The organism is Actinotalea sp. (assembly GCF_035443605.1).
Taxonomy (GTDB): Bacteria; Actinomycetota; Actinomycetes; order Actinomycetales; family Cellulomonadaceae; genus Actinotalea.
Genome location: NZ_DAORSQ010000002.1, coordinates 15,242 through 34,644, shown reverse-complemented (window position 1 = coordinate 34,644; position 19,403 = coordinate 15,242). Strand labels below are relative to the sequence as shown.

At 74.9% G+C, this 19,403-nt stretch carries 18 protein-coding genes and 2 riboswitches; of the genes, 9 read left to right on the top strand and 9 right to left on the bottom strand.

Features of this window, described 5'->3' with window-relative positions; genetic code table 11:
* Positions 1–6: 6 nt before the first annotated feature.
* A complete protein-coding gene (locus PKY62_RS00545; RefSeq protein ID WP_324533768.1) occupies positions 7–792 on the bottom strand; it encodes a maleylpyruvate isomerase family mycothiol-dependent enzyme in 786 nt (261 codons plus the stop codon).
* A 74-nt stretch (positions 793–866) separates the two neighbouring features.
* On the opposite strand from PKY62_RS00545, the gene PKY62_RS00540 reads away from it, so the two are divergent.
* The 8 genes from PKY62_RS00540 (at position 867) to PKY62_RS00505 (ending at position 10,745) form a co-directional block, all read left to right on the top strand.
* Entirely contained in the window at positions 867–2,009 is a 1,143-nt protein-coding gene (locus PKY62_RS00540; RefSeq protein ID WP_324533766.1) for a P-loop NTPase, read from the top strand.
* Positions 2,010–2,508: 499 nt separating this feature from the next.
* On the top strand, positions 2,509–3,324 hold the full coding sequence (locus PKY62_RS00535) for a DeoR/GlpR family DNA-binding transcription regulator (protein WP_324533764.1): 816 nt from the start codon (positions 2,509–2,511) through the stop codon (positions 3,322–3,324).
* Positions 3,325–3,437: 113 nt separating this feature from the next.
* A complete protein-coding gene (gene galT, locus PKY62_RS00530) occupies positions 3,438–4,634 on the top strand; it encodes a galactose-1-phosphate uridylyltransferase (RefSeq protein WP_324533762.1) in 1,197 nt (398 codons plus the stop codon).
* On the top strand, positions 4,631–5,848 hold the full coding sequence (galK, locus tag PKY62_RS00525; protein ID WP_324533760.1) for a galactokinase: 1,218 nt from the start codon (positions 4,631–4,633) through the stop codon (positions 5,846–5,848). Before galT ends, galK begins: the two co-directional genes overlap by 4 nt.
* 205 nt (positions 5,849–6,053) lie before the next feature.
* Positions 6,054–7,085: a hypothetical protein gene (locus tag PKY62_RS00520; protein ID WP_324533758.1), complete on the top strand. Its 1,032-nt coding sequence runs from the start codon at positions 6,054–6,056 to the stop codon at positions 7,083–7,085.
* A 41-nt stretch (positions 7,086–7,126) separates the two neighbouring features.
* Positions 7,127–8,668 (top strand): hypothetical protein, encoded by a 1,542-nt coding sequence (locus tag PKY62_RS00515; RefSeq protein ID WP_324533756.1) that lies wholly within the window; start codon positions 7,127–7,129, stop codon positions 8,666–8,668.
* Positions 8,665–9,420 carry an ABC transporter ATP-binding protein gene (locus tag PKY62_RS00510; protein WP_324533754.1) on the top strand — a complete coding sequence of 252 codons (756 nt, stop codon included), beginning with the start codon at positions 8,665–8,667 and terminating at the stop codon, positions 9,418–9,420. The genes PKY62_RS00515 and PKY62_RS00510 overlap by 4 nt, the downstream gene beginning before the upstream one ends.
* Positions 9,420–10,745 (top strand): ABC transporter permease, encoded by a 1,326-nt coding sequence (locus tag PKY62_RS00505; RefSeq protein ID WP_324533752.1) that lies wholly within the window; start codon positions 9,420–9,422, stop codon positions 10,743–10,745. The genes PKY62_RS00510 and PKY62_RS00505 overlap by 1 nt, the downstream gene beginning before the upstream one ends.
* A gap of 30 nt (positions 10,746–10,775) precedes the next feature.
* Here the strand turns inward: PKY62_RS00505 and PKY62_RS00500 are convergent, their stop codons facing one another.
* The 3 genes from PKY62_RS00500 to PKY62_RS00490 all read right to left on the bottom strand — a co-directional run bounded on the left by PKY62_RS00500 (position 10,776) and on the right by PKY62_RS00490 (position 13,764).
* Positions 10,776–11,231, bottom strand: coding sequence for a hypothetical protein (locus PKY62_RS00500; protein ID WP_324533750.1), 456 nt, complete (start codon positions 11,229–11,231; stop codon positions 10,776–10,778).
* 145 nt (positions 11,232–11,376) lie between these two features.
* The gene (locus PKY62_RS00495; RefSeq protein ID WP_324533748.1) at positions 11,377–13,110 is read right to left on the bottom strand and encodes a bifunctional 3'-5' exonuclease/DNA polymerase; all 1,734 of its coding nucleotides are present in this window, start codon (positions 13,108–13,110) and stop codon (positions 11,377–11,379) included.
* A gap of 66 nt (positions 13,111–13,176) precedes the next feature.
* The gene (locus PKY62_RS00490) at positions 13,177–13,764 is read right to left on the bottom strand and encodes an ArsR/SmtB family transcription factor (RefSeq protein WP_324533746.1); all 588 of its coding nucleotides are present in this window, start codon (positions 13,762–13,764) and stop codon (positions 13,177–13,179) included.
* Positions 13,765–13,818: 54 nt separating this feature from the next.
* Between PKY62_RS00490 and PKY62_RS00485 the strand changes: the two genes are divergently transcribed.
* Positions 13,819–15,138 carry an MFS transporter gene (locus PKY62_RS00485; protein ID WP_324533745.1) on the top strand — a complete coding sequence of 440 codons (1,320 nt, stop codon included), beginning with the start codon at positions 13,819–13,821 and terminating at the stop codon, positions 15,136–15,138.
* 9 nt (positions 15,139–15,147) lie between these two features.
* Here the strand turns inward: PKY62_RS00485 and PKY62_RS00480 are convergent, their stop codons facing one another.
* From PKY62_RS00480 to glyA, 5 genes are all read right to left on the bottom strand, one after another.
* Complete coding sequence (locus tag PKY62_RS00480) at positions 15,148–15,963, bottom strand: exodeoxyribonuclease III (RefSeq protein ID WP_324533744.1); 816 nt, start codon at positions 15,961–15,963, stop codon at positions 15,148–15,150.
* Positions 15,964–16,094: 131 nt separating this feature from the next.
* Positions 16,095–16,328, bottom strand: a complete 234-nt coding sequence (locus PKY62_RS00475; protein ID WP_324533743.1) for a BldC family transcriptional regulator — start codon at positions 16,326–16,328, stop codon at positions 16,095–16,097.
* A gap of 19 nt (positions 16,329–16,347) precedes the next feature.
* Positions 16,348–16,423: riboswitch (cyclic di-GMP riboswitch) on the bottom strand.
* Positions 16,424–16,606: 183 nt separating this feature from the next.
* Positions 16,607–16,810: a BldC family transcriptional regulator gene (locus tag PKY62_RS00470; protein ID WP_324533826.1), complete on the bottom strand. Its 204-nt coding sequence runs from the start codon at positions 16,808–16,810 to the stop codon at positions 16,607–16,609.
* A 128-nt stretch (positions 16,811–16,938) separates the two neighbouring features.
* Positions 16,939–17,012, bottom strand: a riboswitch (cyclic di-GMP riboswitch).
* A gap of 183 nt (positions 17,013–17,195) precedes the next feature.
* On the bottom strand, positions 17,196–18,077 hold the full coding sequence (locus PKY62_RS00465; RefSeq protein WP_324533741.1) for a bifunctional methylenetetrahydrofolate dehydrogenase/methenyltetrahydrofolate cyclohydrolase: 882 nt from the start codon (positions 18,075–18,077) through the stop codon (positions 17,196–17,198).
* The gene (gene glyA / locus PKY62_RS00460) at positions 18,074–19,351 is read right to left on the bottom strand and encodes a serine hydroxymethyltransferase (protein WP_324533739.1); all 1,278 of its coding nucleotides are present in this window, start codon (positions 19,349–19,351) and stop codon (positions 18,074–18,076) included. The genes PKY62_RS00465 and glyA overlap by 4 nt, the downstream gene beginning before the upstream one ends.
* Positions 19,352–19,403 lie beyond the last annotated feature (52 nt).

Here is a 19,403-nt window from a genome sequence, read left to right as displayed (position 1 = left end):
CGGGTCCTACTGCGTCGCCTCGACCACCATGGCGCGCAGGCGCGCCAGCAGCCCGGCATCGCCCTCGACGGTCAGCGCCCCGAGCGACCCGCGACCCCACAGCCACCGGTCCAGGTCCCAGGCCGACCCGCTCACCACGGCGTCGTCGTCCCCGCCGTCGTCCTCGGCGAGCAGCGCCGCGACGTCGATCTCGTAGGGGTCCCCCGACGACCGTGTCCCCGCGAACCGGCCCAGCGCGAGCACCCACGCGTCGTCCGTGTCGGTGCACGCGAGCCGCACCGTGGTGCCGTCGAGGGTCAGGTCACCCTCGCCGGGAACGCCGTCGAGCATGACGGTGAGCATCTCGTCGACGCCGTCGGCGGCGAGGTCGACGGCGGGCGGGGTGACCGGAAGGCCCGCCGCGACCTCGGCGTCGACCCGGTGGATGAGCGCCTCGTGCGCCTGCCGGCGCGCCACCCAGCCGACACTGTGCCCGTCGGGCGACCAGGACCAGCACGCGTCGTCGGGCTCGTGCTCGGCCAGGGCGGCCAGCAGCGCCGTCCCGCTGCGCGCCGCGAACTCCGCCAGGTGCGCGTCGAGCGGGCGGTCCGGCTCGGCGACGTCGCCGCCGACGAGCCCGGCGCCCACCACCTGGGACCAGAAGTGCTGGACCTCCGCGAGGTGCCAGTGCAGGTCGGCGACGGCCCAGCCCGGGCACGTCGGCACGGGGTCGGACGCCGTGGCGACCCGCAGCGCCGCGCCGAACCGCTCGGACTCGTCACGGATCGCGGACAGGTACCGGCTGTGCTCCATGGGGCGAGCGTACGCAGCGGGGGCGCCCCGGGCGGCGGACGGGCGCGCGCCGCGCTCGACCTACGATGGTCCCCATGCCCACCCTCACCGTCGAGTCCGTCACCGCCGCGCTGGCCGGGGTGATCGACCCCGAGATCCGCCGCCCCATCACCGATCTCGGCATGGTCCGCTCCGTCGCCGTCGAGCCGGGGCCCGACGGCGCGGCGGTCACCGTGGGCATCGACCTCACGACGGCGGGCTGCCCCCTCAAGGAGACCCTGACGCGCGACACCACCGCCGTCGTCTCCGCGCTCGAGGGCGTCGCCTCGGTGAGCGTGCAGCTGGGTGTCATGTCCGACGAGCAGCGCCTTGGCCTGCGCACCATGCTGCGCGGCGGCGCCGGCGAGCCCGTCATCCCCTTCGCCCAGCCGGGCAGCCTCACCCGCGTCTACGCGATCGCGTCGGGCAAGGGCGGGGTCGGCAAGTCCTCGGTGACCGCCAACCTGGCCGCCGCGATGGCCGCCGACGGACTGTCCGTCGGGGTGGTCGACGCCGACGTCTACGGGTTCTCCCTGCCTCGCATGCTCGGCGTGACGCTGGCGCCGACCAAGGTCGACGACATGATCCTGCCGCCCGTGGTGCACGGGGTGAAGGTCATCTCCATCGGGATGTTCGTCCCGGCGGGCCAGCCCGTGGTGTGGCGCGGGCCGATGCTGCACCGTGCGCTGCAGCAGTTCCTCGCCGACGTGTTCTGGGGCGACCTCGACGTGCTGCTCCTCGACCTGCCGCCCGGGACCGGGGACATCGCGATCTCCGTGGCGCAGATGCTGCCGAGCAGCGAGCTCGTGATCGTCACGACGCCGCAGGTCGCCGCGGCCGAGGTGGCCGAGCGTGCCGGGTCGATCGCGCTGCAGACCCGCCAGCACATCGCCGGCGTGGTGGAGAACATGTCGTGGCTGGAGCAGGCGGACGGCTCGCGGCTCGAGCTCTTCGGGGCCGGCGGCGGCGCCACCGTGGCGGACTCGCTGAGCCGCGCGACCGGCGCCCCCGTGCCCCTGCTGGCCCAGGTGCCGCTGGACATGGCGCTGCGCGAGGCCGGCGACGAGGGCACCCCCGTCGTGCTGTCTGCGCCCGACAGCCCCGCTGCCGTCGCCCTGCGCTCGGTCGCCCGAGCACTCGGCCATCGGTCGCGCGGCCTCGCCGGTCGCTCCCTGGGCCTCTCCCCCGTCCCGCGCTGACGCCAGCGCCGTCGCCCGGGACCGCCGACCGGCCCACCCGAGGTCGTCGCCCGGCCGCGTCGACCCCCGTGGCCCGGTCACCGTCGCCCGGTCACCGTGACCCGGTCACCGTCGCCCGTTCACCGTCGCCCGTTCACCGTCGCCCGTTCACCGTCGCCCGTTCACCGTCGAGGCGCGCTCCGTGTCGATCCGCTTGACCCGTCCGGCCGGGGTCGTCGTAGCGGCGCCTGGTGCGTGCGGTGCCGGTGGGACGGCGCGGGCGCATCACGTGCACCACCCGTCACACATGCCGCTACGACGACCGGGGGGCGGACGAGCGGAGGCCCGGGGGGCGGACGAGCGGGGACCCGGGGGGCGGACGAGCGGAGGACCGGGGGCGGACGAGCGGAGGTCCGGCGGGGCGGAGGAGCCCCGGCGGGGACGGTGCGCGGCGCGTGGCAGCGGACCCACGCCACTCGGGGTGTTGTGTCGTGTTCGATTCTGGTGAATACTGTTCGACGTGCTCGCATCGCAGCGGCAGGACCTCATCCTCGCCCAGATCCACGACCGGGGCGCCGTGCGCGTCGCGGACCTGGTGACCAGCCTCGACGTCTCGGACATGACCGTTCGCCGTGACATCGGCGAGCTCGCCCGGCGTGGCCTGGTGCACCGCGTGCACGGGGGCGCCGTCGACGCCCGCCGCGCCGCGCACGAGCCCGGCTTCCGCGCCAAGAGCGAGCTGTCGGGCGCCGAGAAGCTCGCCATCGCCACCGAGGCGCTCGCCCACCTGTCCCCCGGCAGCGCCGTCGCGCTCTCCGCGGGCACCACCACCCACCTGCTCGCCCGCCTCATCGCCGAGGACCCGACGCTGCGCCCCCTGACGGTGGTCACCAACTCCCTCCCCGCGGCCGAGGTGCTGCACCGGCCCGCCGACCACGGCCTGACGGTCGTGCTCACGGGCGGCACCCGGACGCCGTCCGACGCGCTCGTCGGGCCGCTCGCGACCCAAGCGCTGTCCTCGCTGCGCGTCGACGTCGCGGTGCTCGGCGTGCACGGGCTGGACCTCGAGGCCGGCCTGACCACCCCCAACCTGCTCGAGGCGGAGACCGACCGCGCACTGGTCGCCGCCGCGAGCCAGCTCGTCGTGCTCGCGGACCACACCAAGTGGGGCGTCGCGGGCCTGAGCCGGATCGTCCACCTCGACCAGGTGGACGTCCTCATCAGCGACGACGCCCTGCCGGCCGAGGCCACGACCGCACTGCGCAAGGTGGTCGGCACGCTCGTCCTGGTCACGGCCCCCGCGCACGACGACGCCGCGACGCCCGGCCACGGCTGACCCCGCCCGCCCACCCGCCACGCCACGCCACGCCACGCCACAAGCCCGCACGCACGCACCACCCGCACCGCACCGCACCCCACGCACCACCCACCGCGACCCGCAGGAGCATCGTGACCAGCCCAGCAGTCCGCCGCACGGCAACCACCCTCGCCGACGGCCGTGACCTCATCTACTTCGACGACACCGAGCCGTACGTCTCGGGCGCTGCCACCCGCCGCCTCGACGACCCGCGCCCTCTGCCGCACCGCTTCGCACCCATCCCCGGCCCGGACGGCGTCGAGCGCCCCGCCACCGGTCCGGAGATGCGCCGCGACCCGCTCACGGGCGAGTGGATCCCCATGGCCTCGCACCGGATGAACCGCACGTTCCTCCCCGCAGCCGACGCGTGCCCGCTCTGCCCCGCGCGCACCAGCGAGTCGGGCACCGCCTACTCCGACGGCGAGGTGCCGGACACGGCGTACGACGTCGTCGTGTTCGAGAACCGCTTCCCCGCGCTCATGGTGCTGCCGGACGGCTCCGCGGAGGGCTGGGACGTCGACGGCGAGCCGCTCTGGCCGGCCCGCCCGGCCGCCGGCCGCTGCGAGGTCGTCTGCTTCTCCTCGGACCACACCGGGTCGTTCGGCGGCCTCACCGCCCACCGGGTCCGCACGATCATCGAGGCGTGGGCCGACCGCACGACGGTCCTGTCCGCACTGCCCGGCATCGAGCAGGTCTTCTGCTTCGAGAACCGCGGCAAGGAGATCGGCGTCACGCTGCCGCACCCGCACGGACAGATCTACGCCTTCCCGTTCACCACCCCGCGCACGGCCGCGATGCTCACCCAGGCGCGCGAGTACCGCGAGCGCACGGGTCGCCACCTGCTGTCCGACGTCGTCGCCGCCGAGCGCCGCGCGGGGACGCGCATCGTCCTGGAGACCGAGCACTGGGTCGCCTATGTCCCCGCCGCGGCCAAGTGGCCCGTCGAGGTGCACCTCGCCCCGAAGCGCGACGTCCTGGACCTGCCGGGCCTGACCGACGCCGAGCGGGACGATCTCGCCGCGGCCTACCTCGAGCTGCTGGGCCGGCTGGACCGCTTCTTCGTCGAGCCCGACGACGGCACGCCCATCCCCCTGCCGTACATCGCCGGCTGGCACCAGGCCGTCGTCGGCGAGGGCCGCGAGCTCGGCCGGCTGCACCTGCAGCTCTTCTCGGTGCTGCGCGCCCCGGGCAAGCTCAAGTACCTCGCGGGCGTCGAGTCCGGCCTCGCCGCCTGGATCAGCGACACCACCCCGGAGCGCATCGCGGCCCACCTGCAGGAGATCCGATGAGCGCGGCTCCCGTCGAGTGGCTCGACTCCTGGGACCGGCCGGTCGGGGCGGCACGCGTCGCCGCGGCGTTCGTGGCCCGCTGGGGCACGGCGCCCGACGGCGTCTGGTCCGCCCCTGGTCGGGTCAACGTCATCGGTGAGCACACCGACTACAACGGCGGGCTGTGCCTGCCGATGGCACTGCCGCACCGCACGTACGTCGCCCTGCGCCGCCGGGACGACGACGTGGTGCGGCTCGCCTCCGCGCAGGAGTCCGCCGCGGGCCTCATCACCCTGGACCTGGCCGAGGTCGGACCCGGGACCGTGACCGGCTGGGCGGCCTACGTCGCCGGGGTGGCCTGGTCCCTGCGTGAGGCCGGGCACCCGGTGCACGGGTTCGACGCCGTCGTGGACTCCTGCGTGCCGTACGGCGCGGGACTGTCCTCCTCCGCGGCGCTGGAGAGTGCGGTGGCCGTCGCGCTCGACGACGTGCACGAGCTGGGTCTGGCGGCGAGCGACGCCGGGCGCGCCCGGCTCGCCGAGATCTGCATCCGCGCGGAGAACGAGATCGCCGGCGCGGCGACGGGCGGGATGGACCAGTCGGCCTCGCTGCGCTGCCGCGCCGGCCACGCGCTGCTGCTCGACACGCGCGACGGCTCCACGCGGCACATCCCGCTGGACCTGGCCACCCACGGGCTCGCGCTGCTGGTCATCGACACCCGCGCCGAGCACCAGCTGGCCGACGGGCAGTACGCCTCCCGCCGCGCCGTGTGCGAGGCGGCGGCGGACACCCTGGGCGTCACCACGCTGCGCGAGGTCACGGACCTCGACGCCGCCCTGGCTCGCCTCGGCGCGGCTCCCGACGCCGACACCGTCGCCCGCCGGGTGCGGCACGTCGTCACGGAGATCGCCCGCGTGGAGCAGGTCGTCGCGCTGCTGGACGCCGATGCCGTGGACCAGCTGGGTGCGGTGCTGAGCACCGCCCACGCCTCCCTGCGTGACGACTACGAGGTGAGCTGCCCCGAGCTCGACCTCGCGGTCGATGCGGCCGTGCGCGCCGGCGCGCTCGGCGGGCGGATGGTGGGCGGAGGGTTCGGCGGCTCGGCCATCGCGCTGGTCCGGCTCGAGGACGCCGAGCCGGTCGCCGCCGCCGTCGCCCAGGCCTTCGCGGACGCCGGGTGGTCGGCGCCGGCGTTCCTCGTCGCGCAGGCTGCCGATCCGGCGGGCCGCGACTGACCTCATCGCTCGGGCACACGGTCCGTACCGGCGGGCCGCGACCGACCTCGCCGAACGGGCACAAGGTCCGTGCGGTCGGGTCCCGGCGTGCCTAGGATGACCTAGGTCATCCTAGGCGGTGACGATCCTCATCCTTGAGAACGATTTCGCCGGGGCCCAGGGGGGTTACGGTCGCTTCGAGACACGCACTCAGGAAGGCACCATCATGTCGTCGCACCCCACCCGGACGTTCGCAGCCGCCGCCGGTACGGCCCTGGTCCTGACCCTGACCGCCTGTGGCGGCGGGACGGCGGAGCCCACCGACGACGAGACGCCGCTCGGCCCGCTCGACACCTACTTCGAGCAGATGTACGGCGACTACGACGAGGACTCCGCCAACGCCCAGATGGCGGAGGTCGAGGAGATCGTCGCCGAGTGCATGGCCGAGCAGGGGTTCGAGTACACCCCGGTCGACTACAGCAGCCAGGGCGGGATGGTCTCGAGCAGCGACGACCTCGACGTCGAGTGGGGCACGCTGGAGTTCGCGGAGCAGTACGGCTACGGCGCGACGACCAACCCCTGGGGCGAGCAGACTCCCGACCCGGAGGCGACCGGCGAGGAGTGGGTCGACCCCAACCAGGAGTACGTCGAGTCGATGTCCGAGACCGAGCAGACCGCGTACTACGCGGCGCTGTACGGCGAGCAGACGTACACCGAGCCCACCGAGGAGGGCGAGGAGATCGAGTACGACTGGACCACGGCCGGCTGCCAGGGCAAGGCCCAGCACGACGTCTACGAGTCCGGCAACGGCATGGACGACGAGGAGTTCACCGCGCTGCAGGAGGAGATGTCGGCGATGTGGGAGGCCTCGATGGCGGACCCGCGCGTGGCCGGCCTCGACGCCGAGTGGGCCTCGTGCATGGCCGACGCCGGCTACGCGGGCCTGGCCGCCGTGTCCGACGCGGAGCAGCAGTTCTACGAGAAGGTCAACGCCGTCTACGACGAGGCGTACACGGACATGGACCCGGAGGCCGGCGAGGACGACTACCTCGCGATCGAGGAGGCCATCCAGGAGCAGCTCTCCGCGCTGACCACCGAGGAGATCGAGACCGCGGTCGCCGACTACACCTGCCGCGACGAGGTGAGGTACACGGAGATCCAGCAGGAGGTGAACTTCGAGTACCAGCAGGACTTCGTCGACGAGCACAAGGACGCGCTGGACGCATGGCTCGAGGCCTACCAGGCCTCGAAGTCCTGATCACCCGCCGCCGTCCGACCTCCCGAGAGGCAGCCCCGCCGATGACGGGCTCGACCCGCACGCTCTGGATCATGGCGCTCGTCGCCGTCGTCAGCCTGGGCGCGGGCCTCGGCCTGAGCCGGCTCATCACGTCGCCGGCCGACGCCGCCGCCCAGGCCGCCGCGCCGGCCGCCGGACCCATCACGGTCCCGGTGGAGCGGCGCGCGCTGGCCAACGACGTCGTGCTGCGCGGCGACGCGATCTACGAGGACCCGGTGAGCGTGGTGCTCGAGACCGGGGACATCGGGGGGCCGGCGATCGTCACCGGCCAGGTGCCCGTGGTGGGTGCGACGATCGACACCGGCCAGGTGATCCTCGAGGTCGCCGGCCGGCCCGTGATCCTGCTCACCGGCGAGCTGCCGGTCTACCGCACGCTGCGCCCCGGTGTCTCGGGGCCGGACGTGCTCCAGCTCAAGGCGGCGCTCGTCGCCCTGGGCATCGATCCCGGCGACGCCTCCTCCGCGGCCTACGACGCTGCGACGTCGTCGGGCGTGGCCGCGCTGTACGCGCGGGTCGGCTACCCGGCCCCCACGGGCGGGGACGACGCCCAGGGCGCGGTCGACGCCGCGAACGCCCAGGTGCGCTCGGCGCAGGACCAGGTCGCCGCGGCGCAGCGCGGGCTGTCCGCAGCCCGGTCCGGCACGCCGCAGTCGCAGCGCGTCCAGGCCCAGGCCGACGTCAACACCGCGCAGGCGGCGCTCAACGCCGCGCGAGCCGCCTGCACGGACCCCACGGCCCCGGAGTGCGACCCCGTGGCCGTCGTGGCGGCCGAGGGCGACCTCGCCGCCAAGATCGCCGTCCGGGACGAGCTCAACGCCCCGGCGGACACCGCCGAGGCCCAGGCCACGCTGTCGGCGGCGCAGCGCAGCCTCACGGACGCCCAGACAGAGCTCGCGAAGGCACGGACCGGCACCCTCACCCCGCTCCCTGCCAGCGAGGTGGTCTACCTCGCGGCGACCCCGCGCCGGGTCGACTCGGTCGAGGTGAGCCGAGGGTCGGTCGCCGGCGGCACGGGCGTCATGAGCGTCTCGGGCGCCACGCTGCAGATCGCGGGTCAGGTGCCCGACGTCGACGCCGAGCTCATCGCCGTGGACTCGGCCGTGACCATCACGCTGCCCGGGGGCGAGGACGTCGCCGGCACCGTGCAGTCCGTCGGCGAGGTCGTGGCAGGGACCGAGCCGACGGCCGGGCGCACGCGCGTCGTCGTCGTGCCCGGGGAGCTGACCCCCGAGCAGCGCGCGGAGCTCCAGGGCGCCAACGTGCGGATGACCATCCCCGTCAGCTCGACCGAGGGCGAGGTGCTGGCCGTCCCGACGGCGGCGCTGACGGCCGGACCGGGCGGCGAGGCGCGGGTCGAGGTGCTCGCGGACGACGGCACCTCCACGCTCGTCACCGTCGAGACGGGGCTGGCGGCCGAGGGGTTCGTCGAGGTCAGCGCCGTGGACGGGACGCTCGAGGAGGGCGACCGCGTGGTGGTGGGCGTGACCGGCACCACGCAGGACGAGGAGCCCACCGACGAGGCGACCGACGAGGGTGAGGGATGACGCTGCTCGACGACCTCGGGGGCTCGGCCGCCGAGCGGTGGGACCCCGAGCACGAGGCGACCGCGGAGCCCGCGTTCACGGGTCCCGTCATCGAGCTGCGGGACCTCACGCGCACGTTCCCCGGAGATCCCCCTGTCCACGCCCTGCGGGCCACGGACCTGCGCGTCGAGCGCGGCGAGTACGTGTCGGTGATCGGACCGTCCGGCTCGGGCAAGTCCACGCTGCTGCACATGCTCGGCCTGCTCGACCGCCCCACCACCGGGGACTACCTGCTGGACGGCGTGCCCACGGGCACCCTGCCCGAGCGGGACCGCGCGGCGCTGCGCGGCGGTCGGATCGGCTTCGTGTTCCAGTCCTTCCACCTGCTCGCCCAGCGCAGCGTGCTCGACAACGTCCTGCTCGCCACCCTCTACAGCGGCGTGCCGCGCAGCGAGCGCCGCGACCGCGCCCTTGCCGCCCTCGACCGCGTGGGGCTGAGCCACCGGCTCGACTTCCTGCCCACCGTGCTGTCCGGCGGCGAGCGCCAGCGCGTCGCCGTCGCGCGCGCCGTCATCGCCTCGCCGCACGTGCTGCTGGCGGACGAGCCCACCGGCAACCTCGACTCCGCGACGTCCGAGGGCGTGCTCGACCTGTTCGACGAGCTGCACCGCGACGGCCTGACCCTGGTGGTCATCACGCACGACGACGCCGTCTCGGCGCGTGCGCAGCGCCGGGTGCGGATCGCCGACGGCGTGCTGACCGAGGTGGGCTGATGGCCCGCGTCCGGCGGCCCGGGTGGTTGCGCCGCCCGACGTGGCTGCACCTGCCCGGCCGGTCGCACCCGTCCGGGCGGCCGGGCGCCGTCGTCCCCCGGGGCAACCCGCTGGACCGGTTCGGCCTGCGGGACCTCGTCGCGGAGTCCGCGCACGGCATCGCCGCCAAGCCGGGCCGCCTCATCCTGACGATCATCGGCACGGTGCTGGGCATCGGGTCGCTCGTGGTGACCATCGGGCTGGCGCAGACCGCGGCCGGCCAGATCGCGCGGCAGTTCGACGCCGTCGCGGCCACCCAGGTGCTCGTCGAGCCGGCCACCAGCCAGACGCAGGGCGGCCGACGCACCACGGGCCGCATCCCGTGGGACGTCGAGGACCGGCTGAGCCGGATCGCCGGGGTGGAGTCCGTCGGCGCCGTGGGGGCGGTGTCGATCGGGGACGTGACGATCACCGCCGTGCCCGTCAACGACCCGTCCGTCGCCGCCTCCGCGCCGCCGCAGGTGCTGGCCGCGACACCGGGGCTGCTCGACGCCGTGCGGGGCGAGGTGGTCACCGGCCGCTTCTTCGACGCGGGGCACGACGAGCGCGCCGACCGGGTGGTGGTGCTCGGGGCGCGGGCCGCGATCCGTCTCGGCGTCAACCGCGTGGACCGCCAGCCGTCGATCTTCATCGGCGAGCGCGCCTACACGGTCATCGGCATCATCGCCGGCGTGCAGCGCCGCACGGACCTGCTCGACGCGGTCATCCTGCCCGTGGGCACCGCGCGCGCCGACTTCGCGTTCACGGCCCTGGAGCAGGCGCACGGCACCATCGCGGTGGGCGCCGGCCCGGTGTTCGACGCGCAGGCCGCGCTCGCGCTCGACCCGACCACGCCGGAGGCGATCACGGTCGAGGTCCCCCCGCCGCCGTCGGCCCTGCGCCAGAGCGTCCAGGCGGACATCAACGCGATCTTCCTGGCGCTGGGGGCGGTGGCCCTGCTGGTCGGCGGGCTGGGCATCGCCAACGTCACGCTGCTGTCGGTGCGCGAGCGGGTCGGCGAGATCGGCCTGCGCCGGGCGCTCGGCGCCAAGAGGTCCGACATCGGCAACCAGTTCCTCGTCGAGTCCGGCGTGATCGGCCTGCTCGGCGGGCTCATCGGGGCGGCGCTCGGGGTGTTCGTGGTGGTCGCCGTGTCCCTGGCCAAGGAGTGGACGCCCCTGCTCGACACGTGGGTGGTGCTCGCCGCCGCCCTGCTCGGCGGGGTGATCGGGCTCGCCGCGGGGACCTACCCCGCGCTCAAGGCTGCCGGGATCGAGCCCATCACCGCGCTGCGCGGCGGGACGTAGGCCGCACGGCGGGCCGGGCCGACGCCGCCGTCAGCGCCCGTACTCGACGAGCTGGAACCGGTCGTTGGGCACCATGAGGTGGTAGCGGCCGTCGAGCCGGGTCAGCTCGCCCGTCACGTCGCCGTCGGCTCCGGGGACGACCACGGGGACCGACGTCTCCTCCTCGGGCAGGTCGAGCGCGTCGACGCCCAGCGCGACGCCGTAGTGGTCCTCGATCGCCGCCACCGTGCGCTGGTTCGCCACGATGCCGGCCTGCAGGAAGGCGACCCCGCCCAGCGCCGCGAAGAGCAGCGGCAGGCCGAACACGCCGACCGCCGCGACGGGCCAGCGACGTTGCAGGGCGTTGAGGGAGTCGATGCCGAGGTTGTCGACCTTGCCGGCCGCGGAGGCCGGGACGGCGATGCAGAAGAACATCACCCCGAACAACCCCGTCGCGACCCAGAACCACGGGACCTCGGTGACCACTGCCGCTGCGACGCCGTCCATGTGCTGCTCCCCCTGAGTGCCGCGCCGACGGTGGGCCGCACCCGGCGACGCGTCGACCGGTCCTCTGCCCGGGACCGTGCTCCGCATCCTGCCACCCGACGACCGGCGGGCGCAGCGCTGCGTGACCTCGGCGGCACGACCACGCCTACGTCGCCTCGTCGTACCGCTCGACCACGCAGACGTCGAGCGCGAAGTCCACCGGGAACCTGCCGAAGAGCAGCCGGCCCGCCTCCGCCGCGGCCGCCCGCACGGCGTCGACCACCTCGTCGGTGCGGTCCGCCGGCGCGTGCACGATGACCTCGTCGTGCAGGAAGAACACCAGGTGCGGGCGCCCGTCCATCCGCAGCAGGCGCCGCCGCAGCGCCGCCATCCAGCACAGCGCCCACTCCGCTGCGGTGCCCTGGACCACGAAGTTGCGCGTGAAGCGGCCCCAGTCCCGCCGACGTCGCCGGGCCTCGCGGGCGTCGTCCGCCTCGGCGCCCTCCGTCGCAGCGGCCAGCACCAGCGCCTGCCACGTCGCTCCGGGAACGGGCGAGGACCGGCCGAGCCAGGTGGAGACCACCTCACCGCGCTCCCCGGCGCGCGCGGCGTCCTCGACGAGCGCGACCGCGCGCGGGAAGGCCCGGGTGAGCTGGGGCATGAGTGCGGCGCTGGCCCCCGTGGTGGCGCCGTAGATGGCGCCGAGCATGGCGACCTTCGCGTGCTGGCGGGTCTCGACGATCCCGGCGTCGACGACCCCCTGGTAGAGGTCAGCCGCTCGGCCCGCCGCGGCCATCGCGCCGTCGGCCGACATCGCGGCGAGCACGCGCGGCTCGACCTGCGCCGCGTCGGCGACCACGAACCGCCAGCCGGGGTCGGCCTGCACCGCCGCGCGGACCTCCTTGGGCAGCTGGAGGGCGCCGCCTCCGCTGGACGCCCACCGGCCGGTGACCACACCACCGGGCACGTAGTCGGGCCGGAACCGACCGTCGGCTGCCCAGGCCTCCATCCACGCCCAGCCGTTGGCGCTGAGCAGCCGGGCGAGCTTCTTGTACTCGAGCAGGGGCGCGGTCACCGGATGGACCAGCTCGCGCAGCTCGTGCACGCGCGTGGACGTCACGTCGAGCCCCGCCGAGCGCAGCGCGCGCAGCAGGTCCGGCTGCGAGTCCGGGTTGAGGCCCGGCTGACCGAGCGCGGTGCGGACCTGCTCGACGAGCTGCTCGAGCCGCGCGGGGCGCCGGCCGGCGGGCTGGCGAGGGCCGAGCAGTCGGGTCAGCAGGGCGTCGTGCTCGGCGGCCACCCACGGCAGGCCGTCGTGGTGCATCTCGGCGGCGATGAGCGCGCCGGTGGACTCGGCCGCGAGCAGCAGGCGCAGGCGGCCCGGCTCGGCGGACCCCGCGACGGCGGCCAGCTGGCGGGTCAGCTCGGCGAGGGGGCCGGGGTCCGCGGCCGCCCGTGGTGCGCCGTCGCTCCCGGCGGGGGGCGTCGCCGCGCGGGCCGGGTCGCTCGAGCCGGTGAGGAAGGCGTCGTCGAACAGGCTGTCGACCCCGTCCGCGGGGCGCACCGGGCGCACGGGGGTGGTCGGCTCGTCCCACGGGCCGTCTGGCGCGACGGCGAGCTCCGAGCCGGCGGTGCGGGCGCTGCGGCGCAGGATGGCGTGGCACAGGCGCAGGTCGTGGGCGCGCTCGACCCGGACGCCTGCCGCGAGCAGCTGCGGGTAGCGGCGCGCCGTGTCGTCCCACACCCAGCGCGGCCGGTCCGCCTCGCGCGCGGCGACGGCTGCGGGCAGGTCGGGCACCGGGAGCTCGGCGCGGCCGAGCGGGGCGCCGTCGTCCGAGCACTCCTGGAGCACGACGACGCCCGGCCGCGCTGCGTCGTCGTGCACGAGGATCCAGGACACGGTCCATTGTCGCGGGCCGGACCGACACGCCTCGCCGGTCGCGCCAGCACCGCCGCTCACCGCCGCTCAGTCGGCCCGGCGTCCCGCGTCCTCGTGGAGCGCGACGAAGATCGAGTACGGGGTGCCGTCGGGATCGGCCGGCAGGTCGGCGAGCTCCTGCAGCAGGGCTCCGAACCTGCGCTGGGCCTCCGCCCACGCCGCCGGGCTCAGCCGCACGCCGAGCCGAGCTGTCGCCACCGTCGCCGGGTCCGCCTCGGCGACCTCCTCGAGGAAGGTCTCGATGAGCACGCGGTCCTGCCCCTGCGGCATCGGGGTGCGCCAGGACTTGCGGGTCGCCAGGTACGGCACCTCGCGCGCACCCCGGGCGCCGCGCCGCTCGGGCTGGGCGGTGAGGAAGCCCCGCGCGGCCAGCGTGCGCACGTGGTGGTAGGTGGTGGCCGGGTCCTTGCCCAGCCGACGCGCGATCTCGCGGTTGGTCCGAGCCTCGTCGAGGCACAGCCGCAGGATGCGCATCCGCAGCACCGAGGCGAGCGCGCGGGCGTCCGCCTCGGCATCGGCCTGCGCGGCGGCGCGCTCCCGCTCGGGGTCGGGAGGTGGTGCACCGCCGGGAGCCCGGCCGGCGGGGACCGGTGCGTCGTGCGCCGAGGTGGCCATGCCGCGATCCTACGACCGATTGACATTGCCCAATCGCTTCGCCATGCTGCCCGGGTGGACCCAGCCCCCGCCCGTCCCCCCTCGCTCGCCCGGCACCCCGACTTCCGGCGGCTGTGGGTGGGCGACGGGCTCGGCCAGCTCGGGGCCCAGCTCACCGCGTTCGCGCTGCCCGTCTACGCCGTGGTGCACCTGGATGCCAGCGCCGGCCAGATGGGCGCCCTCACCGCTGCCGAGTCCGCGGCCTTCCTGCTCATCGGGCTCCCGGCCGGGGCATGGGTGGACCGGATGCGCAAGCGGCGCACGCTCGTGGTCGCGGACCTGGTGCGGGCCGCGGTGCTGGCGGTCGTCGTGGCGGCCGCCCTCACCGGGCACGCGTCGATGCCCCTGCTCTACGGCGCGGGGCTGGTGCTCAGCGCCGCGACCGTCTTCTTCGACGTGGCGCACCAGAGCTACGTCCCGGGTCTCGTGGGCCTGGCGCGGATCGTCGAGGGCAACGCCAAGCTCCAGGCGACGGCGTCCGTGGCGCAGGTCGCCGGCCCGGCGCTCGGCGGGATGCTGCTGCGGTTCGTCGCAGCTCCGCTCCTCATCGCCGTCACCGTCGTGACCTATGTGACCTCGGCACTCGCCGTCGGGCGGATCCGGGCCGTCGAGACGCTGCCGTCACCGGCGGACCGGCGGCCGCTGCGCACAGAGATCGCCGAGGGGCTCCGGTTCGTCGTGCACCAGCCGCTGCTGCGCCGGATCGTCGCGTGCACGTCGATCGGCAACCTCGGCGGCGCCGTCGGCGGGGCGCTCACCGTCCTCTACGCCCTGCGGGTGCTCGGCCTCGACGAGGTCGCGCTCGGCGTCGTCTTCTCCGCGTCGTCGATCGGCGGGCTGGCGGGTGCCGTGCTCGCCGACCGCGTGGCGCGCCTCATCGGCGAGGGCCGGTCCATCCCGGTCAGCGCGCTGCTGTTCCCGGTCGCCTTCGCCCTGACGCCCCTGGCGGCACCCCTGGCCGGTGCCGGCGTGCCGGCGCAGCTGACGCTCGTGGTCGGCGGCGTCCTGTTCAGCTTCGGCGTCGTCGTCTACAACGTCGCGCAGGTGAGCTTCCGTCAGCGCCTGTGCCCGCCCGCCCTGCTGGGGCGGATGAACGCCTCGGTGCGGTTCATCGTCTGGGGCACGCTGCCCCTCGGCGGGCTGCTGGGCGGGTGGCTCGGCACGCACCTGGGCGTGGTGCCCACGCTGTGGGTGGCGGTGGGGCTCACGGCGGCCTCGGCGCTGCCGGTGGTCTTCTCGCCGCTGATGCGGATGCGCGACCTCGCCGTGCCCGACAGCGCCCAGCCGGGACGCGCCGAGCCGGAACTCTCCGCGCACGACGACGTCGCGCGGTGACCGCACCCGTCAGAGGTCGTACCGCACGACGAACGGTGCGTGGTCGCTGAAGCGCTCGGCGTAGCTCGCGGCACGGTCCACCGTCGCCTCCCGCGCGAGCTCCGCCAGCCCCGGGGTCGCGACCTGGTAGTCGATCCGCCAGCCGGCGTCGTTGTCGAAGGCCTGCCCGCGCCAGGACCACCACGTGTACGGGCCCGGCACGTCGCCGGCCAGGGCGCGCCCGAGGTCGACCCACCCCTGGTCGGCGAACCAGCCGTCGAGGTAGGCCCGCTCGCGCGGCAGGCAACCGGCGGCCCCGCGGTTGCCGTGCGAGTTCTTGAGGTCGGCGTCCGTGTGCGCGATGTTGAGGTCGCCGCCGACGACGGCGTGCGCGCCGGCCGACCGCAGCGCGGCCAGGCGGGCGGTCACCAGGTCGAGGAAGGCGTACTTCTCGTCCATCGAGGGCGTCTGCGCCGTGCCCGAGTGGAGGTACGTCGAGACGACGGTGAGCGTGCCGCCGCCGGGCAGCTCGAGGTCGGCCTCGACCCAGCGGCCCGAGTTGGTGGCCACGCCGTGGTCGAGCCCGATGCGCACGGCGCTCATCGGCAGCCGGGAGGCGATCGCCACGCCGGCGCGCCCCTTGGTCATCGACTCGCTGTGCGCGAGATCCCAGGCCGGCGGCGTGAGGAGCTCGCCCACCATCTCGTCGGGGGCCCGCACCTCCTGCAGCAGCACGACGTCGGGCTGACGGACGGCGAGCCAGTCGGCCATGCCGCGACGGAAGGCCGCGCGGATGCCGTTGACGTTGACGGTCGCGATGGTGAGCACCGCGTCATCCAACCCCATCCCGCCGACGACGACGGACGCCGCCCAGTCCGTGGGGACTGCGCGGCGTCGGTCGACGCACCACCCGACGCGCCGGCGGTCGGGCCGTCGGTGCGGTCGCCAGCGGGCCGGTGCTGCGCGGACGCCCGCGCTCAGTGCTGCGCTGACGCCTGGGACGGGACGGCGCCGAGCAGGCCGCGGATCTCGCGCTCGGAGAAGCGGCGGTGCCCGCCGAGCGTGCGCACCGTGGAGATCTTGCCCGCGTCGGCCCAGCGCGTCACCGTCTTGGGGTCCACGCGGAAGAGCATCGCGACCTCGCCGGGTGTGAGCAGGGCCTCGACGGTCGCCGTGGTGACGGGACGGTGCGGAGCAGGAATGGTGCGCATGAAGGATTCCCCTAAGTCGTTCGGTAGCTGGGCTGCCCACGTGGGGCCCCTTGGCTTTGCGTCCCCGCCTCACGGCGAGTTTGCCCTTGTCGCTGACAGGAGGCCCTCCGGGTGTCCGGCGTGGCCTCCACATCTGACATCGGGCGCAAACCGGACATCCTTGAGGAAGTTCTGGTGTGACCTGCGTCACATCTCGCACGACGCGAGGCGACCGCCCTGACGTCGCTGCGCCGGCCGCCCCCGGTGGGGCGGCCGGCGCGGACGCGTGGGTGCTCCGCTCAGGCGGGCAGGGGGACCTGGGTCGGCACGACGGCGAGCAGGGTGCGGATCTCCCGCTCGGAGAACCGGCGGTGGCCCCCGAGGGTGCGCACCGTCGTGATCTTGCCGGCGTTGGCCCAGCGGGTCACCGTCTTGGGGTCGACCCGGAACATCTGGGCGACCTCGTTGGGGGTCAGCAGCGGGTCGATGTCCACCGCCGGCACCGGACGGCGAGCCGTGGGCGCGGCCGACGCGGCGACGGGGGCAGGGGGGAGCTGCGACGCGGGACGCAGGGTCGCGAGCGGGCGTCGCTGTGAAGGCGTGGTGCTCTGCATGGGGATGCCTCTCGTCGTTCGGCAGCTGGGCTGCCCCGTCGGGCCCCTGGCTTTGCGTCCCCGCCTCGCGGCGGGTTTGCCCTTGTCGTTGACCGAAGGCCCCGACCGGACGAACCCGGCGAAGCCTTCACACCAGACATCGGGCGCAAACCGGACATGCTTGAGGCAGGCCTTGTGTGATCTGGATCACATCGGAGGGCCGGGTGGGGGCCACCGTGGCACCCGCCCGCGCCGGGTCAAGGCCCGGGCCTGGGCCGAACCCACCGCTGCCGGCTCAGCCGACGGCGCGCTCCGCGGCCTCGACGACGTTGGCCAGCAGCATCGCGCGGGTCATGGGGCCCACCCCGCCGGGGTTGGGCGAGAGCCACGCGGCCACGTCGGCGACGCCGGCCTCGACGTCACCGACGAGCCGCGCCCGGCCGCCGGCCGGGTCGGCGACGCGCGACACCCCGACGTCGAGCACCACGGCTCCCGGCTTGACGTCGGCGGCCCGGACGATCCCCGGCACCCCCGCCGCCGCCACGACGACGTCCGCCGTGCGCAGGTGGGCGCCGAGGTCTGCCGTCCCGGTGTGCGTCAGCGTGACCGTCGCGTTGTGCTCGCGCCGCGTGAGCAGCAGGCCGATCGACCGGCCCACCGTGGTCCCGCGGCCCACGACGACGACGTGCCGGCCCGCCACCGAGATCCCGTACCGCGCGAGCAGCTCGAGGATCCCGCGCGGGGTGCACGGCAGCGGCGAGGTGACCGGCTCGTTGACCCGCAGCACGAGGCGCCCGAGGTTGGTCGGGTGCAGGCCGTCTGCGTCCTTGGCGGGGTCGATCCGCTCGAGCACCGCGTTGGTGTCGATGCCCTTCGGCAGCGGCAGCTGGACGATGTACCCGGTGCACGCGGGGTCCGCGTTGAGGCGGTCGACGGCGGCCTCGACCTCGGCCTGGGTGGCCGTGGCCGGCAGGTCCTCGCGGATCGACGCGATGCCCACCTCGGCGCAGTCGCGGTGCTTGCCCGCCACGTACGCCTGCGAGCCCGGGTCCTGGCCCACGAGCACCGTGCCGAGCCCCGGGGTGACGCCCCGCGCCCGGAGCACCACGACGCGCTCGGCCAGCTCGGCCTTGACCGCGGCGGCCGTGGCCGTCCCGTCGAGGATCCGTGCGGTCACTGCGCCAGGCCCGGGTAGAGCGGGAAGTCGTCCACGAGACGCGCGACGCGGGCGCGCAGGGCGTCCAGGTCCGCACCGCGGCCCGCGATGAGCGCCGTGGCGATGATGTCAGCGACCTCGGTGAACTCGGTGTCGCCGAACCCGCGGGTGGCCAGCGCCGGCGTGCCGATCCGCAGGCCGGACGTCACGCGGGGCGGGCGAGGGTCGAACGGCACCGCGTTGCGGTTGACGGTGATCCCTGCGGAGTGGAGCAGGTCCTCGGCCTGCTGGCCGTCGAGGTTCGAGGCCCGCAGGTCCACCAGCACGAGGTGCACGTCCGTGCCGCCCGTGAGCACCGAGACCCCCGCCGCGGCGACGTCGGGCGCGGACAGCCGCTCGGCGAGGATCCGCGCGCCGTCGAGCGTGCGCTGCTGGCGGGCCCTGAAGTCCTCGGTGCCCGCGATCTTGAAGGAGACCGCTTTGGCCGCGATGACGTGCATGAGCGGGCCGCCCTGCTGGCCCGGGAACACCGCGGAGTCGATCTTCTTGGCGTACTCCTCGCGGGACAGGATGAACCCGGAGCGCGGGCCGCCGATCGTCTTGTGGACGGTCGAGGAGACGACGTCGGCGTGCGGCACGGGGCTGGGGTGCAGCCCCGCTGCGACGAGGCCGGCGAAGTGCGCCATGTCCACCCAGAGCTTGGCGCCGACCTCGTCCGCGATGGAGCGGAAGGCCGCGAAGTCCAGGTGGCGCGGATAGGCGGACCAGCCGGCGATGATCACCTGCGGGCGGTGCTCGAGCGCCTGCCGGCGCACGACGTCCATGTCGACGAGGAACGTGTCGGGGTCCACCCCGTAGGCGCCGACCCCGTAGAGCCGACCCGAGAAGTTGATCTTCATGCCGTGCGTGAGGTGGCCGCCGTGCGCGAGCTCGAGGCCCAGGATGCGGTCGCCGGCGCTGATCAGCGCGTGCAGCACCGCGGCGTTCGCCGTGGCACCCGAGTGGGGCTGGACGTTGGCGTGCTCGGCGCCGAAGAGCTCCTTGGCGCGCGCGATCGCCAGGGTCTCGGCCACGTCGACCTGCTCGCAGCCGCCGTAGTAGCGCCTGCCCGGGTAGCCCTCGGCGTACTTGTTGGTGAGCACGGACCCCTGGGCCTGCAGGACGGCGCGCGGCACGAAGTTCTCGCTGGCGATCATCTCGAGCGTCCCGCGCTGGCGCGCGAGCTCGCCGTCCAGGACCGCGGAGATCTCCGGGTCCAGCTCGGCCAGGGACTGGTTCATCACGTCGGAGCTCATGGCTCTCCTCGCCTCAGCAGTGTGCGTGGGGACCCCGGATCTGTCCGGGCAC

Coding starts and splice junctions, on each gene's coding strand:
- PKY62_RS00500 (WP_324533750.1), bottom strand. CDS start 11,231: ATGGACGGCGTCGCAGCGGCAGTGGTCACCGAGGTCCCGTGGTTCTGG.
- PKY62_RS00505 (WP_324533752.1), top strand. CDS start 9,420: ATGGCCCGCGTCCGGCGGCCCGGGTGGTTGCGCCGCCCGACGTGGCTG.
- PKY62_RS00510 (WP_324533754.1), top strand. CDS start 8,665: ATGACGCTGCTCGACGACCTCGGGGGCTCGGCCGCCGAGCGGTGGGAC.
- glyA (WP_324533739.1), bottom strand. CDS start 19,351: ATGAGCTCCGACGTGATGAACCAGTCCCTGGCCGAGCTGGACCCGGAG.
- PKY62_RS00520 (WP_324533758.1), top strand. CDS start 6,054: ATGTCGTCGCACCCCACCCGGACGTTCGCAGCCGCCGCCGGTACGGCC.
- PKY62_RS00540 (WP_324533766.1), top strand. CDS start 867: ATGCCCACCCTCACCGTCGAGTCCGTCACCGCCGCGCTGGCCGGGGTG.
- galK (WP_324533760.1), top strand. CDS start 4,631: ATGAGCGCGGCTCCCGTCGAGTGGCTCGACTCCTGGGACCGGCCGGTC.
- PKY62_RS00515 (WP_324533756.1), top strand. CDS start 7,127: ATGACGGGCTCGACCCGCACGCTCTGGATCATGGCGCTCGTCGCCGTC.
- PKY62_RS00490 (WP_324533746.1), bottom strand. CDS start 13,764: ATGGCCACCTCGGCGCACGACGCACCGGTCCCCGCCGGCCGGGCTCCC.
- PKY62_RS00480 (WP_324533744.1), bottom strand. CDS start 15,963: ATGGGGTTGGATGACGCGGTGCTCACCATCGCGACCGTCAACGTCAAC.
- PKY62_RS00545 (WP_324533768.1), bottom strand. CDS start 792: ATGGAGCACAGCCGGTACCTGTCCGCGATCCGTGACGAGTCCGAGCGG.
- PKY62_RS00475 (WP_324533743.1), bottom strand. CDS start 16,328: ATGCGCACCATTCCTGCTCCGCACCGTCCCGTCACCACGGCGACCGTC.